The organism is Bradyrhizobium sp. 61 (genome assembly GCF_023073075.1).
Taxonomy (GTDB): domain Bacteria; phylum Pseudomonadota; class Alphaproteobacteria; order Rhizobiales; family Xanthobacteraceae; genus Bradyrhizobium; species Bradyrhizobium barranii.
This window is the reverse complement of the sequence record NZ_JADPIU010000068.1, coordinates 78225-98006: the sequence shown is the minus strand read 5'-3', so window position 1 is coordinate 98006 and position 19782 is coordinate 78225. Positions and strand designations below refer to the sequence as shown.

Annotated in this window: 20 protein-coding genes; 14 read left to right on the top strand and 6 right to left on the bottom strand. The window is 65.2% G+C overall.

Translation table 11 applies throughout. From position 1 onward, the window contains the following. Positions 1 to 252: 252 nt before the first annotated feature. From IVB46_RS26445 to IVB46_RS26425, 5 genes are all read right to left on the bottom strand, one after another. A complete protein-coding gene (locus IVB46_RS26445) occupies positions 253 to 708 on the bottom strand; it encodes a GNAT family N-acetyltransferase (protein ID WP_014492036.1) in 456 nt (151 codons plus the stop codon). Between the two features lie 87 nt (positions 709 to 795). Then, a complete protein-coding gene (locus tag IVB46_RS26440; protein ID WP_071909582.1) occupies positions 796 to 1608 on the bottom strand; it encodes a PAS-domain containing protein in 813 nt (270 codons plus the stop codon). A gap of 128 nt (positions 1609 to 1736) precedes the next feature. After that, positions 1737 to 1883 carry a hypothetical protein gene (locus IVB46_RS26435; protein ID WP_162137015.1) on the bottom strand — a complete coding sequence of 49 codons (147 nt, stop codon included), beginning with the start codon at positions 1881 to 1883 and terminating at the stop codon, positions 1737 to 1739. An 85-nt stretch (positions 1884 to 1968) separates the two neighbouring features. Next, positions 1969 to 2145, bottom strand: a complete 177-nt coding sequence (locus IVB46_RS26430; RefSeq protein WP_014492039.1) for a hypothetical protein — start codon at positions 2143 to 2145, stop codon at positions 1969 to 1971. Positions 2146 to 2297: 152 nt separating this feature from the next. Then, positions 2298 to 2948 carry a glutathione S-transferase family protein gene (locus tag IVB46_RS26425; RefSeq protein WP_166103436.1) on the bottom strand — a complete coding sequence of 217 codons (651 nt, stop codon included), beginning with the start codon at positions 2946 to 2948 and terminating at the stop codon, positions 2298 to 2300. Positions 2949 to 3509: 561 nt separating this feature from the next. Between IVB46_RS26425 and IVB46_RS26420 the strand changes: the two genes are divergently transcribed. The 9 genes from IVB46_RS26420 (at position 3510) to IVB46_RS26380 (ending at position 12932) form a co-directional block, all read left to right on the top strand. Next, complete coding sequence (locus IVB46_RS26420) at positions 3510 to 4712, top strand: pyridoxal phosphate-dependent aminotransferase (protein ID WP_039157959.1); 1203 nt, start codon at positions 3510 to 3512, stop codon at positions 4710 to 4712. A gap of 172 nt (positions 4713 to 4884) precedes the next feature. After that, positions 4885 to 5367, top strand: coding sequence for a DUF992 domain-containing protein (locus IVB46_RS26415; protein WP_166344613.1), 483 nt, complete (start codon positions 4885 to 4887; stop codon positions 5365 to 5367). 153 nt (positions 5368 to 5520) lie between these two features. Continuing rightward, on the top strand, positions 5521 to 7569 hold the full coding sequence (locus tag IVB46_RS26410) for an elongation factor G (protein WP_063985533.1): 2049 nt from the start codon (positions 5521 to 5523) through the stop codon (positions 7567 to 7569). A gap of 307 nt (positions 7570 to 7876) precedes the next feature. Next, on the top strand, positions 7877 to 8149 hold the full coding sequence (locus IVB46_RS26405) for a helix-turn-helix transcriptional regulator (protein WP_014492044.1): 273 nt from the start codon (positions 7877 to 7879) through the stop codon (positions 8147 to 8149). Between the two features lie 96 nt (positions 8150 to 8245). Continuing rightward, the gene (locus tag IVB46_RS26400) at positions 8246 to 10000 is read left to right on the top strand and encodes a SulP family inorganic anion transporter (RefSeq protein WP_247343793.1); all 1755 of its coding nucleotides are present in this window, start codon (positions 8246 to 8248) and stop codon (positions 9998 to 10000) included. Between the two features lie 66 nt (positions 10001 to 10066). After that, the gene (locus IVB46_RS26395) at positions 10067 to 10711 is read left to right on the top strand and encodes a YoaK family protein (protein ID WP_247315391.1); all 645 of its coding nucleotides are present in this window, start codon (positions 10067 to 10069) and stop codon (positions 10709 to 10711) included. A 52-nt stretch (positions 10712 to 10763) separates the two neighbouring features. Beyond that, positions 10764 to 11603 carry a shikimate dehydrogenase gene (locus IVB46_RS26390; RefSeq protein ID WP_247315388.1) on the top strand — a complete coding sequence of 280 codons (840 nt, stop codon included), beginning with the start codon at positions 10764 to 10766 and terminating at the stop codon, positions 11601 to 11603. 67 nt (positions 11604 to 11670) lie between these two features. Further along, positions 11671 to 12297 carry a hypothetical protein gene (locus IVB46_RS26385; RefSeq protein ID WP_028151813.1) on the top strand — a complete coding sequence of 209 codons (627 nt, stop codon included), beginning with the start codon at positions 11671 to 11673 and terminating at the stop codon, positions 12295 to 12297. Between the two features lie 14 nt (positions 12298 to 12311). Further along, entirely contained in the window at positions 12312 to 12932 is a 621-nt protein-coding gene (locus tag IVB46_RS26380) for a hypothetical protein (protein WP_247315386.1), read from the top strand. Between the two features lie 159 nt (positions 12933 to 13091). Here the strand turns inward: IVB46_RS26380 and IVB46_RS26375 are convergent, their stop codons facing one another. Next, complete coding sequence (locus tag IVB46_RS26375) at positions 13092 to 14228, bottom strand: alpha-hydroxy acid oxidase (protein ID WP_014492050.1); 1137 nt, start codon at positions 14226 to 14228, stop codon at positions 13092 to 13094. Between the two features lie 119 nt (positions 14229 to 14347). Here IVB46_RS26375 and IVB46_RS26370 point away from each other — a divergent pair, with 119 nt between their 5' ends. The 5 genes from IVB46_RS26370 to IVB46_RS26350 all read left to right on the top strand — a co-directional run bounded on the left by IVB46_RS26370 (position 14348) and on the right by IVB46_RS26350 (position 19733). Next, positions 14348 to 14515, top strand: a complete 168-nt coding sequence (locus tag IVB46_RS26370; RefSeq protein ID WP_166103414.1) for a hypothetical protein — start codon at positions 14348 to 14350, stop codon at positions 14513 to 14515. Between the two features lie 218 nt (positions 14516 to 14733). After that, a complete protein-coding gene (gene glmM, locus IVB46_RS26365) occupies positions 14734 to 16077 on the top strand; it encodes a phosphoglucosamine mutase (protein WP_071909589.1) in 1344 nt (447 codons plus the stop codon). Positions 16078 to 16373: 296 nt separating this feature from the next. Next, positions 16374 to 17624: an MFS transporter gene (locus tag IVB46_RS26360; protein ID WP_247315385.1), complete on the top strand. Its 1251-nt coding sequence runs from the start codon at positions 16374 to 16376 to the stop codon at positions 17622 to 17624. A 228-nt stretch (positions 17625 to 17852) separates the two neighbouring features. Continuing rightward, positions 17853 to 18683 carry an outer membrane beta-barrel protein gene (locus tag IVB46_RS26355; RefSeq protein ID WP_247315384.1) on the top strand — a complete coding sequence of 277 codons (831 nt, stop codon included), beginning with the start codon at positions 17853 to 17855 and terminating at the stop codon, positions 18681 to 18683. 168 nt (positions 18684 to 18851) lie between these two features. Continuing rightward, a complete protein-coding gene (locus tag IVB46_RS26350; RefSeq protein WP_208084568.1) occupies positions 18852 to 19733 on the top strand; it encodes an outer membrane beta-barrel protein in 882 nt (293 codons plus the stop codon). Positions 19734 to 19782 lie beyond the last annotated feature (49 nt).

Below are 19782 nucleotides of genomic sequence, written 5' to 3'. Positions count from 1 at the left end.
GTCAGGAGAAAGCGGGCCATTGTGGCCGCGCTGCCCGCTAGCGGCAAGCCGTCGCCTTGCGTTGCTGCCATGCTGCCGGGAACTGAAGCCAAAAAAATGCGGCCCCTGTCAGACGCGGCGACTGACGGGGACCGCTTTGGGGCGCTTGATCGGTGACGGGGGGCCTGATCAGACGCAGGTGCAACGTAGTCCCGCTATGTTACGCGCGGGTGACAGGCAGAGTTATCCACAGGGACTCCGCGGCTGCCGCGATCAGAAGATCTTGCGATAGACGATGAAGCCGGAGCGCTCGGCGACCTTGTCGTACAGGCTCTGCGCCGTGACGTTGGTCTCGTGCGTCTGCCAGTAGACCCGCGGGGACCCCGCGAGCTTTGCGCGCTCGTAGACGCCGTAGATCAGCGCCGAGGCGACGCCCTTGCCGCGCGAGGCCTCCAGCGTGAACAGGTCCTGCAGATAGCAGGACGGTTCGATCGCCGTGGTGCTGCGGTGAAACAGATAGTTCGTCATGCCGAGCAGCTTGCCGTCGCTCTCGGCGACCAGCCCATGCACCGGCTCATAGCCATCGAAGAAGCGCTGCCACGTCATGCGCGTGATTTCGGGCGCCAGCGCGGTCGGGCCGGAGCGGCCGTAGAAAGCGTTATAGCCATCCCACAACGGCAGCCATTGATCGTAGTCCTGCTTCGTGACGGAGCGAATGGTGAGCGACATGTGGGTTTCCGCGATCTCGGAGGACGCAAGGCGATGAAGCGTCTTTCATACGTGATGATCGCACTGCCGATCAATCGCGCCGTCGCATCACTCCGCGACGCGCAAGTACCGCATCAGCCTGCGGCCTGCGGGATCGCGCAGCGAGCGGTAGTACTCGGCGCGCGCGGGCGGGTCGGTGTGGCGCACGAGGTCGGTCACGGGCGTGTAGCCCAGCATGCGCCCGCCATCGGGCAGGACGGCGCAGACGAAGCGCAGCACCTCGCCATTGCGCAAGGCGATGTTGATCGGCGTGGCGTCGCCGATCCGCACCATTTCCATCCGCTGCGCGATGAAGGTGCCGAGCTCATCCTCGGGCAGCTCGAACGCGCCGGTGTCGCGACCGTGATACATCAGCGCAATGAAGGGCGGCTTGCCGTCGGCCACTTCGTCCGGCAGCGCAAAATAGTCGCGAAATGCGCGGTTGATGAATTCGGCACGCGTCTCGGCGTCGAGCAGCACGATGCCGATATCGACCTGGTCGAGCGCGGCCGACAGCCGCGCGGCGGTGGCGTGGCTCTGGCGCTCGGCGGCGAATGTGCCGAGCAGTCGCTCGCGCATCAGGCCGGTGATTGCGGCCGTGCCGGCAGTCGTCACGGCGAGGAGGCCGAGTCGGACCAGATCCGCCGCCGCATAGCCCGGCAGGGCCCGATGGGCCAGAAAGAACAACGCCGCGCCGATCACCGCGACGGCAGCGCTGGTCATGGCGGAAGCGAGGCCCGACAGTGAGCCGGCGAGCGCCACGATGCAGACGAACAGGGGCGCAGGCGAGGGAACATGGATATAGCGATCGAGCAGGATCGCCAGCAGCGCAATTGCCGCTGTGAGCGCCGGACCGGAGATCGCACGCCATCCGAACCGCATGGGCCAGTCTCGCTCCTCCCGAACGAGGTAAGGCCGCAACACTGGCTGATCGTTGCGCCCATGCGATGCGATTTCATGCGGTGCGCTTAAGGGGCACTTGCCGGCAAGGGCAAAGCTTTCGGATGATTTTAGGCCAAATGCGCGTGCCTGAGGCGCTGCTGCTGCGCCGGCGCATTCAGAGTCGACGTCCCCGAGCTCTTGCGCACGCCGGTGAAAATCAACAGCGATGCCGCGACCAGGATGGCCGCAGTCAGGGTGATTGCAACGACTACCACAGGCGATTTCATCGGTGTCCTGTCGCGATGCCGGTCGGCGCGGGCCGCGCGGCACCTTGAAGGCGGGTCCGGGATGAAACGGGGATCAGACCGGCAGGCCCATCGCCATGGTCGCCTTGGTCGACAGCACCGTCAGGGTGACGATCAGGCACAGCGAGAGCGCGGCGACGGCGAGCGAGGCCACGACCGCGTTGGTCAGCCGGGAAGACGAAACGGTAACGGTTGGGCCCCGAAAGCCTGCCGTGCCGGACGCCCGAATCATGGTCTAAATCCTTCAATGTGCGAGCGAATCACCCGCGACTCGAACAATTTCCCTGTTTCAACCGGCAATATTGGGGCGGCCATAGCGGCGAAAATGGCGAGAATGCGGCATAGGCTGCCCTTATGCCCGCTATTCCCGGAGCCAGCGCGCCGTCAGGCGCCCGCCGCGATGCTGGCGGGGTCGTCGACGTCGGCGGGCCGCCAGTCCATCGCCACGAAGCCGGGTGCAGCTTCCACGCGCTTCAGCCAGTCCCGGATCGCCGGGAAGGTCGAGAGGTCGAAGTCGCAGCGCTCGGCGAGGTGGGTGTAGCCGTAGAGCGCGATGTCGGCGACCGTGAGCTGGCGGGCGGCGAAATAGGCGTTGGTCTTGAGGTGGTTTTCCATCACCTGGAGCGCGCCATAGCCGCGCTCCATCCAGTCTTCCAGGGAGTGGGTCTGGAGATCGCGGCCGCCCTTGACCAGCGACAGCCAGAAATAGGCGGCGCCGATGTTCGGCTCGAGCGCGTGCTGCTCGAAGAACATCCATTGCAGCGCCTCGGCGCGGTCGATGCGGTTCTCAGGCGCGAGCGGCGTGCCGACCGCGACGTACCAGAGGATGGCGTTGGACTCGGCGAGATAGCGGTCGTCGCCGACCTCGAGCAGCGGCACCTGGCCCGACGGGTTCTTGGTCAGAAAGTCCGGCGTGCGACTCTCGCCGCGCAGAATGTCCACCTCGACTGCTTCGTAAGGCACGCTCAACAGGGCCAGCGCAAGGCGGACCTTGTAGCTGTTGCCGGAGCGTTGCATCGAATAGAGCTTGTACATTCTGGAGTTCGTTCCGAGGACGGGAAGGTGCGGTGTTCGTTGCCCCGCACCGCGGCTAAACAATGATGCCGTTGCGAATCCGCCGCAAGACCCGCGCCATAGAAAAACTCGAAAACCCTACCGCACCGCAATGCCGCGAAAGATCATTTTCGTGCGACGCTGCAAATCAGATCACGCTTGCGTTAGCGCGCGGCCGCACGTTCGTGCGGGACGGTTGAACGATCGTGATCGCCTCGGCCGCTGACGGCCAAAGTCTTTCAAAGCAAGTCGCTCAAAGGTTGTCTCAAGCGTCCTGTCGAGCGTCAGACTGCCGTCAGCTTCATGGCGGCGCGCAACGCGCAAAATTGCTCCGAGGACAGGCCTTGCCGGATATGAGGGATTCCGGCGGCAAAGTTACGGAAAATTGCGGGAAATCGCGCCTTGAAACGCTCCAGATCCGTAAACTTTTTCGAGATCGGACCGAAGTTTCTTGCAGCGCAGCGGCACACGTTTTAGGGTGGCTCATTCCCACAATCGGAGTCGTGAGGCCAAAGGGTTCACGACGCTTGTCAGGAGATGACGATGTCCTTCCTTGCCGCTGCGCTCGACCGTGTGAAGCCGTCCGCGACCATCGCGGTCACGGATAAAGCACGTGCGCTGAAAGCGGCGGGCCGCAACGTCATCGGCCTCGGTGCCGGCGAGCCCGACTTCGACACGCCCGCCAACATCAAGCTGGCTGCGATCCATGCCATCGAAGCCGGCAAGACCAAGTACACCGCCGTCGACGGCATTCCCGAGTTGAAGGAAGCCATCATCGGCAAGTTTCAGCGCGAGAACGGCGTGGCCTACAAGCCGAACCAGATCATCGTCGGCACCGGCGGCAAGCAGGTGCTGTACAACGCGCTGATGGCGACCATCAATCCGGGCGACGAGGTGATCATCCCCGCGCCGTACTGGGTCAGCTATCCCGAGATGGTGGCGCTCGCCGGCGGCGAGCCGGTGCCGGTGGTCTGCACCGCCGCGACCGGCTTCAAGCTCCAGGCCGAGGCGCTCGAGCGTGCGATCACGCCGAAGACCAAATGGGTGATCCTGTGCTCGCCGTCGAACCCGACCGGCGCGGCCTACACCAGGACCGAGCTGAAGGCGCTCACCGACGTGCTGGTCAGGCATCCGCATGTGTGGGTGATGACCGACGACATGTACGAGCACCTCGTCTATGACGACTTCCAGTTCACCACGGTCGCGCAGGTCGAGCCGAAACTCTACGACCGCACGCTCACCGTGAACGGCGTGTCGAAGGCCTATTGCATGACCGGCTGGCGCATCGGCTACGCCGGCGGTCCGGCGCAGCTCATCAAGGCGATGTCGACGATCCAGTCGCAGTCGACCTCGAACCCGTCGTCGATCGCACAATGGGCCGCGGTCGAAGCGCTGAACGGTCCGCAGGACTTCATCCCCGCCAACAACAAGGTGTTCAAGGAGCGCCGCGACCTCGTGGTCTCCATGCTCAACCAGGCCAAGGGCATCGAGTGCCCGCGTCCCGAAGGTGCGTTCTACGTCTATCCCTCCTGCGCCGGCACCATCGGCAAGACCGCGCCGTCGGGCAAGGTGATCGACAATGACGAGACCTTCGTGACCGAGTTGCTCGAGACCGAAGGCGTCGCCGTGGTGCAGGGTTCGGCCTTCGGCCTCGGCCCGGCGTTCCGCATCTCCTACGCGACCAAGACCTCGGACCTCGAAGACGCCTGCAAGCGCATCCAGCGCTTCTGCGGTAATCTCCGCTGAGCCTGTCGCGAATACCTTTCGAAAAGGCCCGCCTCCGGCGGGCCTTTTTATTGTTTGCACGCTTATCGTCACGCGTGATCTGGCACCACCACGGCTCTTGTGGCATAGACCATCGCGCAACACGGGTGGGGCGCTCTCTCTGCTCGCATCACATTCATCGCCGGAGATATTCATGCGCCGTTCGTTCATCCTCGCCGGGCTCGCCGCGGCCAGCCTCGTTGCCTCCGTCGCAAACAGCAGCGCGCAGCAGCAGCGGATGGTCCGGGTCGGCGTGCTCGAATGCCGCGGCGGCGCCAGCGTTGGCTTCATCGTGGGATCGGTGACCAATCTCGGTTGCGTCCTGCGTGCCGACGGTTTGCCGGAAGATCGCTACGTCGCGACCATTCGTAAAGTGGGCCTCGACATCGGCATCACCCAGGAGACCACGCTTGCCTGGGGCGTGTTCGCGCCGGTCGACCGGCTCGGCCCCGGCGATCTCTCGGGCAATTATGCCGGCGCGCAGGGCAGCGCCTCGGTCGGCGTCGGTATCGGTGGCAACGCGCTGATCGGCGGCTCCAACAATTCGATCGCGCTCCAGCCGCTCAGCGTGCAGGGCCAGGTCGGCCTCAACGTCGCCGCTGGCCTCGAGAGCCTGGAACTCCGTCCGGGTCGTTGACAATTTCGCGTGTGCAGATCGCGTCAGTCCGACGCGATCTCGGCAACGACGCACCGCAGCGATTTTTGATGCTTGCCAAATCTCGGGGACGGGCAGAGCATCGGCGTTTGCCGACCCAATCATGGGCCGAGCTCCACACCAAGGAGGCGGCGAATGGGACAAGACGTCAGAAGTCCCCGAGGTCCACGGTGCATCGCACTGGTGGGCCCATTCCAAAGCGGTAAAACCACACTTCTCGAAGCAATACTGGCGCGAACGGGCGCAATCCCCCGCGTCGGCAGCGTCGACGCCGGAACATCCGTCGGCGACGCCTCCCCGGAGGCCCGTCATCACAAGATGACCGTCGGCCTGACTGCCGCCACCACGAGTTTCATGGGCGACAGCTACACCTTCCTCGATTGTCCCGGTTCCGTTGAGTTCGCCCACGACATGCGTGCAGCGCTTCCCGCTGTCGACGCCGCGGTCGTGGTCTGCGAGGCCGACGAGAAGAAGCTGCCGCAGCTTCAGATCATCCTGCGCGAGCTGGAGGAGCTGAAGATCCCGCGTTTCCTGTTCCTCAACAAGATCGACCGCGCCAACAAGCGCATCCGCGAGACGCTGGCGACACTCCAGCCCGCCTCGCGCGTGCCGCTGGTGCTGCGCCAGATCCCGATCTGGAAGGGCGAGCTGATCGAGGGCTTCGTCGATCTCGCGCTGGAACGTGCGTTCATCTACCGCGAGCACAAGGCCTCCGAGGTGGTCGCGCTCGAAGGCGGAGATCTCGATCGCGAGAAGGAGGCCCGCTTCTCGATGCTGGAGAAGCTCGCCGATCACGACGACGCGCTGATGGAGCAATTGCTCGAGGACATCCAGCCGCCGCGCGATGCGGTGTTCGACGATCTCGCGCGCGAATTGCGCGAGGGGCAGATCTGCCCCGTGCTGCTGGGTGCCGCCGCGCGTGAAAACGGCGTGCTGCGCCTGATGAAGGCCCTGCGCCACGAGGCGCCCGGCATCGAGGAAACTGCAAAGCGTCTCGGTGTGCCGGCCAGCAAGGAGGCGCTCGGCTACGTCTTCAAGACGCTGCATTCGCAGCACGGCGGAAAGCTGTCGCTGACGCGATTGCTCGCCGGCCATCTCGACGACGGAGCGACGCTGCAATCCGCCTCCGGCGGGAGCGGCCGCATCTCCGGCATCCTCGCCGTCAACGGCGCCTACGATACCAAGCGTGCCGCGGCCGAAGCCGGCGACACGGTTGCGCTCGCCAAGGTCGACCCGATCAAGACCGGCGACACGGTCTCGAGCGGCAAGTCCCCGCCGGCTGCGCTGTTCGCCCCGGAGCCGACGCCGCCGGTGCTCGCGATCTCGGTCGCCGCCACCGACCGCAAGGACGACGTCAAGCTCGGCCAGGCCCTTGCCCGGCTGCACGAGGAGGATCCTTCGCTCGGCGTCGTGATGAACGCCCAGACCCACGACACCGTGCTGTGGGGCCAGGGCGAGATGCATCTGCGCGTGGCGAGCGAGCGGCTGCGCGACCGCTTCGGCGTCAAGATCACCTCGCATCCACCCGCGATCGGCTACCAGGAGACCATCCGCAAGCCGATCGTCCAGCGCGGCCGCCACAAGAAGCAATCCGGCGGCCACGGGCAGTTCGGCGATGTCGTGCTCGACATCAAGCCGCTGCCGCGCGGCGAGGGCTTCAAGTTCACCGAGAAAGTGGTCGGCGGCGCGGTGCCGCGCAATTATATCGGCGCGGTGGAAGAGGGTGTTGTCGACGGGCTCACACGCGGCCCGCTCGGTTTCCCCGTCACCGATCTGCAGGTGACGCTGACCGACGGCTCCTATCACAGCGTCGACTCCTCCGACCTCGCCTTCCGCACGGCGGCGCGGGTCGGACTCAACGAAGGCCTGCCGCAATGCCAGTCGGTGCTGCTGGAGCCGATCCACGTGGTCGAGATCGTCTGCCCGACCGACGCCACCGCTAAGATCAACGCGATCCTGTCGGCGCGGCGCGGCCAGATCCTCGGCTTCGACACCCGTGACGGCTGGAGCGGATGGGACTGCGTCCGCGCCATGATGCCGGAAGCGGAGATCGGCGAACTCATCGTCGAGCTGCGTTCGGCCACGGCTGGAGCCGGCAGCTTCACCCGTCAGTTCGACCACATGGCCGAGGTGACCGGCCGCGCCGCCGACCAGATCATCGCCGCGCATCAGCACGCGGCGTGATGTAAGGGAAGCACGGCTCTCTCACTCCCTCTCCCCGTTCTTTACGGGGAGAGGCTGAGGTGAGGGGCTGTTTCCGCGCCCACGGTGTTTCGTTTGGCCGAACCCGCGCCCAACCTCCGTCATTGCGAGCGTAGCGAAGCAATCCAGACTGGCTCTGCCGAGGCGGTCTGGATTGCTTCGTCGCGAGAGTTCCTTGCAATGACGGAGGCAGACGGGGCAGCCCCTTGCGTTCCCCTTACAATGATGTATTTTACATCATTGTACATACTTCAGATATCACTTATAAACTCTGATACGTGAGGCCACGGTGATCACGTCGTTCCAGATGCGGGCAGCCCGCGCGCTGCTTGGCATTGACCAGAAAGCCCTGGCCGAACTCGCCGGCGTTTCGCTGCCGACCATCCAGCGGATGGAGGCCAGCACCGGCAATGTGCGCGGCGTGGTCGAGACCTTGATCAAGGTGGTCGAGGCGTTCGACCGGGCCGGCGTCGAGCTGATCGGCGAGCAGGCCCGCAGCGACAGCGGCGGGCGGGGCGTTCGCCTGAAGGAGCCGGGGCCGCCGCGCCGCGTGGGAGCATGATCGCGTTGATCGTGCTCGGGATGAGCTAGCGCATCGTCGCACGCGCGCGCTGCACGATGCACCGGAGCATTGTGGGCAGCGGAGCACTCTGCGGACATGAGCATCACAGGCCAACACGCAGGCAAGCTGCATCAGCTGCGTCGACCGACCTTTGCCGAACTCTATCTCCCCAAGCTCGTCACCGTCTGGCGCGAAGGCTACGGCCTCGCGGATCTCCGCGCCGATGTGTTCGCGGGCCTGACGGTTGCCATCGTCGCGCTGCCGCTGTCGATGGCGATCGCAATCGCCTCGGGCGTGACGCCGGACCGCGGGCTCTACACCGCTGTCGTCGGTGGCTTCATCGTGTCGCTGCTCGGCGGCAGTCGCTTCCAGATCGGCGGGCCCGCCGGCGCCTTCATCGTGCTGGTCGCGGTGACCGCAGAGCGGCACGGCGTCGACGGAGTCATTCTCGCCACCCTGATGGCGGGCATGATCCTGATCGCCGCGGGCCTGTTGCGGATCGGCACCTACATCAAGTTCATTCCCTACCCCGTCACGGTCGGCTTCACCGCGGGCATCGCCGTGATCATCTTCGCCAGCCAGCTCCGCGATCTTGGCGGGATCACGCTGGCCGGGAAAGAGCCCAGCGAATTCGTGCCGAAACTCGTCGCGCTCGCCGCAGGCCTGCACACGATCAATCCCTCCGCCGTCGCGGTCGCGATCGTCAGCATTGCCGTCATCGCCGGCCTGCGGCGCTGGCGGCCGTCCTGGCCCGGCATCCTGATCGCGGTCGTGCTCGCGGCGGTCGCGACTGCCGTGCTGTCGCTGCCGGTCGAAACCATCGGCAGCCGGTTCGGCGGCATTCCGCGCGAATTGCCGTCGCCGGCGCTGCCTGCGTTCTCGCTTGCGAAGGCGACGGCCGTGCTGCCGGATGCGATCTCGTTCGCGCTGCTGGCCGCGATCGAATCGCTGCTGTCGGCGGTGGTGGCCGACGGCATGACCGGACGCCGTCACCGCTCCAATTGCGAGCTGGTGGCGCAAGGCGCGGCCAACATCGGCTCGGCGTTGTTCGGCGGCATCTGCGTCACCGGCCTGATCGCGCGCACCGCCACCAACATCCGCGCCGGCGGACGCGGGCCGCTCGCGGGCATGCTGCATTCGGTCTTCCTGCTGCTGTTCATGCTGATCGCGGCGCCGCTCGCGAGCTACATCCCGCTGGCCGCGCTCGCCGCCGTGCTCGTCGTCGTCGCCTGGACCATGGCGGAGAAGCACGAATTCGCGACGCTCTTGCGCTCATCCTGGGGCGATGCCGTCGTGCTGCTTGCGACCTTCCTGCTCACCATCTTCCGCGACCTGACCGAAGGCATCCTGGTCGGCTTCGCGCTCGGCGCGGTGCTGTTCATCCACCGCATGGCGGAGATGACGGGCATCGAGGAGCGCTCCCCGCTGGTGGCCGCCGATCGTCCCGATGACGGCAATGGCGAGCGCGTGCCTTACGATCCCGCGCTCGCCATCGATCGCGACGTGCTGGTCTATCGCATCACCGGTGCGTTCTTCTTCGGTGCCGCCTCGGCAATCGGAAACGTGCTCGACGGCATTGCCGACCAGCGCAAGGGTCTTGTGGTCGATTTCGCCGCGGTGCCGTTCCTGGATTCGACGGCCGCCAACGTGCTCGGTCGCGTCGCCGTCAAGGCGCACCGCCACGGCATCCGGCTGTTCATCACGGGGGCGTCGCCCGCGGTTCGCCGCGCGCTGCTCACCCACGGCGTGACGCCGCCCCGTGCGCGCTATCGCGCGACGATCGCGCGTGCCGTCGCCGACATCAAGGGCGGCGCGGCGCAGCGCGCGGCCGATGACGCGGCCGCGACCTGACGGCAGCGCACTTCTCAAGCCGGCCGATTTGATCGACACTGCCGCGTCACGGCGGTGGTGCAGGGAATGCTGGATTCGCGTCGCAATATTGCGCTGGCCTGCGCGCTCAGCCTGCTGGCGGGCTATGTCGACGGCATCGGTTTCCTGCATCTCGGCGGCCTGTTCGTCTCGTTCATGAGCGGCAACTCCACGCGTCTCGGCGTCAGCCTTGCGGAGGCGCAGTGGTGGCAGGCCGCCAGCGCCCTCGGCCTGATCGCGCTGTTCGTGGCCGGAGCCGCGGCCGGCAGCCTCGTCGTGCTCGGCGGCGGGGCCGAGCGGCAGCCCTGGCTGCTTCTCATTGAAACCGGGCTGCTTGTAGGTGCCGGATTTTGCCATGCCTACGGCCTGTCGAACCTCGCGATCGCGGCCATCGTGCTCGCGATGGGCCTGGAGAACGCCGTGTTCCAGATCGACGGCGGCGCGGGCCTCGGCCTCACCTATGTCACGGGCGCGCTGGTCAAGGTCGGCCAGTTCCTCGCGGTGAGCCTCACCGGCGGGCCGCGCTGGAATTGGGCGCCGAACCTGCTGTTGTGGGCGGCGCTCGTTGCGGGCTCGGCGGGCGGCGCGCTCGGCTATGCCCGGATCAACCTCGCCGCGATCTGGTTCGCCGCTGCCGCGGCACTGGCTTTGGCTGCGATCGTGGCCGCGGCGATGCGGCGGCTGCGCGCTTGACAGAGCCGGCGGGACGCGAAATGGATCGCCTCGAACACGACCCGAGGGAAAGATGACCGCGCTCAGGACTCCCGCAGCCTGTTTGATCGGATGGCCGGCCGCGCATTCGCGCTCGCCGCTGATCCATCGTTACTGGCTGCGCACGCTCGGGATCGAGGGTGGTTACGTCATCGAGGCGGTCCCGCCCGACGATCTGCGCGACTTCGTGCTGCGGCTGTCGCTGCGCGGCTTCGTCGGCGCCAACGTCACCATCCCGCACAAGGAAGGCGCGCTGGCGCTGTCCACGCCCGATGCGCGTGCCAGGGCCGTCGGCGCTGCGAACACGCTGTGGTTTGCCGACGGCGAGCTGCGCTCGACCAATACCGATGTCGAAGGCTTCATCGGCAATCTCGATGCCGGAGCGGCCGGTTGGGACAGCGCGGAAGAGGCATTGGTGCTCGGGGCCGGCGGTTCCTCGCGCGCGGTCGTGTTCGGCCTGCTCGAACGCGGCATCAAGCGCATCCACCTCGCTAACCGCACCGTCGCGCGCGCCGAGACGCTGGCAAAGCAATTCGGGCCGAACGTGCATCCGATTCCCTGGGACGGCATCAACGACGCGCTACCGCGCGCAAGACTTCTCGTCAACACGACCTCGCTCGGCATGCACGGCCAGCCTTCACTCGATGTCGACGTGGCGCGCCTGCCGGACGGGGCGGTCGTCGCCGACCTCGTCTATGTTCCCCTGGTGACGCCGCTGCTGGCGGCTGCGAAAGCGCGCGGCCTGAACACCGCCGACGGGCTCGGCATGCTCCTGCACCAGGCGGTGCGCGGCTTCGAGCTGTGGTTCGGCCAAAGGCCTGAAGTCACGGCCGAGCTGCGCGCGCTGGTCGAGGCCGATCTCACAAAGACTTGAAAGGATAACGGCGAATAGCACCCCACCTCCGGAGTTCTATCCCAGTGGGGACAATCCGGAGACCGTCATGCCTGTTCAACGTGCAACTTTCACACGTCCGCTCATCGCCGTCGCGATGGTGGCCGCTTCCACCCTCTATGCCGTCGCGCAGAGGGCGCCGGTGCCGACGCGCGTGCGCGGCACGATCGAGAGCGTCAATGGCGACACCATGCAGGTCAAGTCGCGCAGCGGCGAGGACGTCAAGCTTCGCATCGCCCCTGACGTGAACGTGTCGGGCGTTACCAAAATTTCACTCGCCGACATCAAGGTCGGCTCCTTCGTCGGCGCCACCACGGTGCCGGGTCCGGACGGCGGCCAGAACGCGGTCGAGGTCCACGTGTTTCCGGAGAGCATGCGCGGCACCGGCGAGGGCTCGCGGCCCTATGACCTCAAGCCGAACTCCACCATGACCAACGCCACGGTGTCGGAGAGCGTGGTCGGCAATGACGGCCATACGCTGCTGGTGAAATACAAGGACGGCGAGAAGAAGGTGTTCGTGGCCGACAACACGCCGGTCGTGACCTTCGTGCCCGGCGACAAGTCCGAGCTGAAGGCCGGGGCAAAAGTCGTCGCCTTCATGAAACAGCTGCCGGACGGCTCGTTTGAAACCAACCGCGTCAGTGTCGGCCTCGACGGCCTGACACCGCCGATGTGAAGGAGAATCGCAACATGTCGAAATCAAGCTGGACGCCGCGCCTGTTCGTAGCGGCGTTCGCCGTCGCTTCCATGTTCTCCGCCTCGGCGCAGCAGTCGCCGACGGTCCGCATCCGCGGCACCATCGAGAGCGTCGACGGCAACACGCTCGGCATCAAGACGCGCGAAGGCAGCGACGTCAAGGTGCGCATGACCGACAACGTCGCGGTCTTCGCCGTGGTGAAGACCTCACTGTCGGAGATCAAGGAAGGCTCGTATATCGGCGTCACCGGCATGCCCCAGCCCGACGGCACGCAGAAGGCGATCGCGGTGCACATCTTCCCCGAGAACCAGCGCGGCGCGGCCGAAGGTTTTCGTCCCTGGGATGCGCGCGCCAACTCGACCATGACCAACGCGACCGTGGCGCAGACGGTGGAAGGCACCGACGGCCAGAACATCACCGTCAAGTACAAGGACGGCGAGAAGAAAGTGGTGGTGCCGCCGGATACGCCGATCGTCACCTTCGTCGCCAGCGACAAATCCGAGATCAAGCCCGGCGCCAAGCTGATCATCTTCGGCGCGGCGAAGAAGGAGGACGGCTCGCTGGAAGCCAACCGGGTCAATGTCGGTCGCGACGGGATTACGCCGCCGATGTGAGGGACTGGCGCTGAACTCGTAGGGTGGGCAAAGGCGCACTTGCGCCGTGCCCACCACGCTCCTGTGTTTCGCGAAAGTTGGTGGGCACGCTTCCGCCTTCGCTCTTCGAGCTACGGCGGACAAGTCGCTTTGCCCACCCTACGGCGCTGCCGCTACGCCTCACACCGCAATGATGTGATCGTCGATCTCGTCGATCCGGTTGACGCCGCACAGGCCCATGGTCGTGAGCAGCTCCTTCTGGATGATGTCGATCGCCTTGGCGACGCCGGCCTGGCCGCCGGCACCGAGGCCATGGGCGTACGCGCGGCCGATCATGCAGGACTTTGCGCCGAGCGCGAGCGCGCGCATCACGTCCTGGCCGGAGCGGACACCGCCGTCGAACATGATCTCCATCTGCGAGCCGACCGCGTCGACGATCTCCGGCAGCGCCTCGATCGAGGACGGTGCGCCGTCGAGCTGACGGCCGCCATGGTTGGAGACGACCAGCGCCTGCGCGCCGGTCTTCGCGGCGAGCTCGGCGTCCTCGACGTCGAGGATGCCCTTCAGGATCAGCTTGCCGGGCCAGATGCTGCGGATCCACTCGATGTCGTTCCAGTTCAGCGAGGTGTCGAACTGCGAGTTGATCCAGGTCGACAGCGACGTGATGTCGTCGCTGACCTTCAGATGACCGGCGAGATTGCCGAAGGTGCGGCGCTTGCCCTGCAGCACGCCCGACACCCAGGCCGGCTTGGTGGCGAAATCGATCAGCTTCGACAGCGACCATTCCGGCGGCACCGTCATGCCGTTCTTGATGTCCTGGTGGCGCTGGCCGATCACCTGGAGATCGACGGTCAGCACGAGCGCGCTGCATTTCGCCGCCATCGCGCGCTGGATCAATTCCTTGATGAAGCCGCGGTCCTTCATCACGTAGAGCTGGAACCAGAACGGCTTCTCGACATTGGCGGCGATGTCCTCGATCGAGCAGATCGACATCGTCGACTGCGTGAACGGGATGCCGGCGGCCTGCGCGGCGCGGCAGGCGTGAATCTCGCCGTCGCCATGCTGCATGCCCAGGAGGCCGACGGGCGCCAATATCAACGGCATGGTCGAGGACTCGCCGAGGATCATGGTCGAGGTGTCGCGCCTGGAGACGTCGACCAGGACGCGCTGGCGGAACTTGATCGCCTGCATGTCCTCGCGGTTGGCGCGCAGCGTTTCCTCGGCATAGGAGCCGCGGTCGCAATAGTCGAAGAACGCCTTCGGCACGCGGCGCTGATGCAGCGTGCGAAGATCGTCGATACAGGTGATATGCTTCATGAACGTTTCCCCGGCCCGTCTTGCATCAGAAGTCTTGCTTCAGAAGTCTTGCATCGGAAGATCGAGGGGTCATCTAGCATGGTTGGATGCACAGCCAAATCGTTTGGGAGGAGGGCGTCATGAGCAAACCGCGCGGCCAGCCGACACCGGAAGAGATCAAGGAGAAGCAGGATCTCGACGACGCGCTGGAGGAGGGGCTGGAAGAGACCTTCCCGGGGTCCGATCCCGTCAACGTCACCCAGCCGGCGCCGAGCCGCCAGGACGGCCATGTGAAGCGCTCCGACTAGGGGCGGGTTCCGCTCCGTTCCGCCCTGTCGGCCGGAAATATAGTGCTAACAATAAGTTACCGGGGCGCCTTGGGCCCGGTCCCGTAATGATTAATCACATTTTTTGAAGCCAAGTTAGCCGCGAAGGCATTATAACGTCTCAGCAAATCAGGGATGCGGGTCCCTTTCGGGCATCCCGTAGTTGTAGAGGGGTCCCTGATTGTTGCGTGGGGGACGATATGAGCCGCAAATATTTCGGGACGGACGGGATCCGGGGCCGCGCCAACGGACTGATCACGCCGGAGCTCGCGCTCAAGGTCGGCCAGGCCGCAGGCCTTGCGTTTCAGCGCGGTGACCATCGCCACCGGGTCGTGATCGGCAAGGACACGCGTCTGTCCGGCTACATGATCGAATATGCGATGGTCGCGGGCTTCACCTCGGTCGGCATGGACGTGCTGCTGGTCGGCCCGATGCCGACGCCGGCGGTGGCGATGCTGACCAAGTCGATGCGCGCCGATCTCGGCGTGATGATCTCGGCCTCGCACAATCTGTTCGAGGACAACGGCATCAAGCTGTTCGGCCCGCAGGGCTTCAAGCTGTCCGACGACGTCGAGAAGCAGATCGAGCAGCTGCTCGACGAATCCCTCGACAAGCGGCTCGCTCAGAGCGCGAGCCTCGGCCGCGCCCGCCGTATCGACGGCGTGCATGACCGCTACATCGAATTCGCCAAGCGTACGCTGCCGCGCGATCTCTCGCTCGACGGCCTGCGCGTCGTGGTCGATTGCGCCAATGGCGCCGCCTACAAGGTGGTGCCGGAAGCGCTGTGGGAATTGGGCGCCGACGTCGTGCCGATCGGCGTCGAGCCCGACGGTTTCAACATCAACAAGGAATGCGGCTCGACCTCGCCAGAAACGCTGTCGAAGAAGGTGCGCGAGATGCGCGCCGACATCGGGATCGCGCTCGACGGCGACGCCGATCGCGTCATCCTGGTCGACGAGCGCGGCCACACCGTCGACGGCGACCAGCTGCTCGCGGTGATCGCGCAGAGCTGGAAGGAAGACGGCCGGCTGTCGCGGCCGGGCATCGTCGCCACCGTGATGTCCAATCTCGGCCTCGAACGCTTCCTGAAGGGGCAGGGGCTCGATCTCGTGCGCACGCCGGTCGGCGACCGCTACGTGCTCGAGCAGATGCTGAAAGGCGGCTACAATCTCGGCGGCGAGCAGTCCGGCCACATCATCCTGTCCGACTATGCCACCACCGGCGACGGCTTCGTTGCGGCGCTGCAGGTGCTGGCCGTGGTGCAGAAGCTGCGCCGGCCCGTGTCGGAGGTCTGCCACCGTTTCGACCCGCTGCCGCAGATCCTGAAGAACGTCCGCTACAAGAGCGGCAAGCCGCTCGAGGATTCCGACGTCAAATCCGCGATCTCCGACGGCGAGAAGCGGCTCAACGGCCACGGCCGCCTTCTGATCCGCTCGTCCGGCACCGAGCCCGTGATCCGCGTCATGGGCGAGGGCGAGGACCGCCTGCTGGTCGAGGACGTCGTCGACACCATCGTCTCCGCGCTCGGACAGGCGGCGGCCTGAGGCGCATCGCTACGCGAAGCACGATCGTAGCCCGGATGGAGCGCAGCGAAATCCGGGGATCGCGCCCGCGGACATAGACGTCCCGGATTACGCTTCGCTCCATCCGGGCTACGAAATCCCCGGACCCTCATGGTGAGGAGCCCGCCAACGGCGGGCGTCTGAACCAAGCGGGGCGTGTCGCCTCGCAGTGAAACCGGCACGTGCATTCCAGCCATCGACGATTGGCGGTGGATCGGCCGCAGCCGGCATCGTAGTTAGGCGGTGCGGCAATCTGCCGTGCCCGCCAGGATGCTCCATTGAACAAGCCTGTCGTCGTCTCCGAGGAAACGCTGACCGAGCCGGTCGTCGTCAGCGACGTGGCGCCCGCCGCCCGGGCTGCCGTCGGGCCGGCCTATGTCGTGCTCGCCGGCATCAGCTTCTCGCACTTCCTCAACGACACCATGCAGTCGCTGATCGCCTCGGTGTATCCGATCCTGAAGGACACCTATGCGCTCGACTTCGCGCAGATCGGCATGATCACGCTGGCCTTCCAGTTCACGGCCTCGCTGCTCCAGCCGGTGGTCGGCCATTACACCGACAAGAAGGCGCAGCCCTATTCGCTGTCGATTGGCATGGCCTCGACCTTCTTCGGCCTGCTGCTGCTCAGCGCCGCGCACCAATATCTCGTCATCCTGATTGCTGCCGCGCTGGTCGGCCTCGGCTCGGCGGTGTTTCACCCGGAGTCGGCGCGCATCGCGCGGCTCGCCTCTGGCGGCCGCTATGGTTTCGCGCAATCGGTGTTCCAGCTCGGCGGCAGCTTCGGCACGTCGATGGGACCGTTGCTGGCGGCGCTGATCGTGGTGCCGTTCGGGCAGGGCAGCATCGCATGGTTCTCCTCGATCGCGTTCCTCGCGATCCTCATTCTCTGGCGCATCGGCCGCTGGTACGAGCCGCAGATCAAGGCGAAGAAGACGGCGACGGTTCAGGCCCATCCCGACGCGCCGAGCCCGCGCCGCGTCGCGGTCGCGCTTGCCGTGCTGGTGGCGCTCTTGTTCTCGAAACAGCTCTACGTCTCGAGCCTGTCGAGCTACTACATCTTCTACCTGATCGATCGCTTCGGCGTGTCGACGCAGGCGGCGCAGATCTATCTCTTCATCTTCCTTGCCGCGAATGCGGTCGGCGCGTTCTTCGGCGGTCCGCTGGGCGATCGCTTCGGCCGCAAGATCGTGATCTGGATCTCGATCCTCGGTGCGCTGCCGTTCACGCTGGCGCTGCCCTATGCCGGGCTCTATGCGAGCGCGGTGCTGTCGGTGATCATCGGCTTGATCATCTCCTCGACGACGTCGTCGATCATCGTGTTCGCGCAGGAACTGGTGCCGCACCGCTTCGGCATGATCTCGGGCGTGTTCTTCGGCGTTGCCTTCGGCATCGGCGGTCTGGGTGCCGCCGTGCTCGGCAAGCTCGCCGATCACACCTCGATCGAGTTCGTCTACCAGGTCTGTGCCTGGCTGCCGGCGATCGGCCTGCTTGCGGTGTTCCTGCCCAAGCTGCCGCGGCACCTGCGTTAACAAATCCTGTTTCGCTGCATTGCGGCTTCATCAATCGTTAGCAATTGGCGCGCCGGGGCGCCGCATTTTTGCAACGCTTCTGCTGCATGCGCGCGAGTGGTGAGAAAAAATCAACCTTAAAAATTAGGGTTAAGTGGCGCTTAAACATTTGGTGCCATCGTCCTCCCGTGAGTTTCCAGAACGTGGGGCGTCAGCATTTTGCCTCACCGGCCATAAGGACGAAGCCAAATGCGTAGCGTTAAGTCTCTCCTTGCCGCAGGTGCGGCGACCCTCATCTCGTCGATGGCGTTCGCCGCCGATATGCCGATCGCCGCTCCGCCTCCCATGTACGCGCCGCCGGCTCCGCCCGCCGACTTCGGCGGCTGGTATCTCCGCGGTGACATCGGCATGACCAACCAGAGCGCCAAGCGGATCGACAGCGCGACCGCGCAGACGTTCCCGACGACCACGGTGGGACTCGGCTTCGACTCCTCGCCGCTGTTCGACCTCGGCGTCGGCTATCGCTTCAACAACTGGTTCCGCGCCGACGTGATCGGCCAGTATCGCGGAAGGGCCAATCTGCACGGTGCGGACAACGTCATCGCACCCGGCTTCGTCGGGTCTGACAGCTACTCCGGTAGCAAGTCGGAGTGGGTCGTCATGGCGAATGCCTATGTCGATCTCGGCACCTGGTGGTGTATCACCCCGTTCGTCGGTGCTGGTGTCGGCGGCTCCTACAACAAGCTCAGTGGATTCCGTGACGACGGCATTCAGATCGCTGGCGGCGTGCCGTCCAGCAGCGCAACCTACTTTGCCGACAACGGTAAGTGGAATTTCGCCTGGGCCGCCCACGCCGGTCTTGCCTACAAGGTCAGCCCCGGCTTCACCGTCGAACTCGCCTACAGCTACATGGATCTCGGCGACGCCAATCCCGGCAACTTCCGCGCCTACGACAACAGCATCTCGGGTCCGTCGACAATCAAGATCAAGGATATCACTTCGCATGACGTGAAACTCGGCGTGCGTTGGGATCTGAGCAGCCCGCCGGCCTACATGCCGCCGCTCGTCACCAAAGGCTGATCGTCAGCTCCATCGCTTAACGTCTCTTAACGGCGCGGGATCATCCCGCGCCGTTTTGCTTTGCATTTTTTTCATGGCTCGACGGCGACGAAAGCATCCGACGCAACCATTGGTTAAGGTTAACAGGCGATGATCATCGCAACAGTTCGAGTTCGATGGAGCGTTGTGATGCGTGGGCTGATGTTGTTGGCGGCGGCGATGTTGGGGACGGTGTCTGCTGCGCACGCGGCCGATCTCTCCGATCTTCCCATCTTGCGCGGCAGCTTCACCGACGGCCTGTCGAAGTCATCCCATAATTGGGACGGCTTCTATGTCGGCGGCCAGTTCGGCTTTGCCACGACCGACATCGACTTCAGTCACGCCCCGAAGTCGATGACCGATTTCATGCTTCGCAACAGCATCCTGCAGGCGCCGGTCGGCGGTTGGTCGCTGCTGCCGAAAAACCACGTGCAGTCGACGGGGTTCGGCGCCTATGTGGGCAAGAACTGGCAGCTCTACGACGCCGTGATGGGCGTCGAAGCCAATTACAGCTACATGAGCAGCATATCGAGCACGGCCAGCGACTCCATGGGCCGAATACTTCCCGGCGAAACGGGTCCCGCGGGCCATACCTACACTTACAACACCTCGCTCGGTGGCGGTGCTTCATTGAAGCTCAAGGATTATGCGACTTTCCGGGGTCGGGTCGGCTGGGACGGCGGCGACTTCATGCCGTATGGTTTCGCCGGGCTGGCGGTCGGGCGCGCTGAAGTCTCGCGATTTGCGACCGTGAGTTGGCAGAAATACGACGACTTCGACGAGGCTGTGGTCAGCGGCGGCGTGACTACGACGGTTCATCGCCATCTTCCCGCCGGTTCAGCCACACTGTCCAGCACCGAGCAGCGCACCAACAGCTTTATGTACGGATGGACGGCCGGCATCGGCGTCGAATACGCGATCTGCGGCAACTTCCTCATTCGCGGTGAATGGGAGCATGTCGGCTTCTCAAACGTGAAGGACATTACTGTCGGCCTGAACAACTTCCGCGTCGGCGCCGGCTACCAGTTCTAGACGCGCCGATGCAGCCGGTTGACAGGGCGGCGGCGTCCTGATGCTCTGT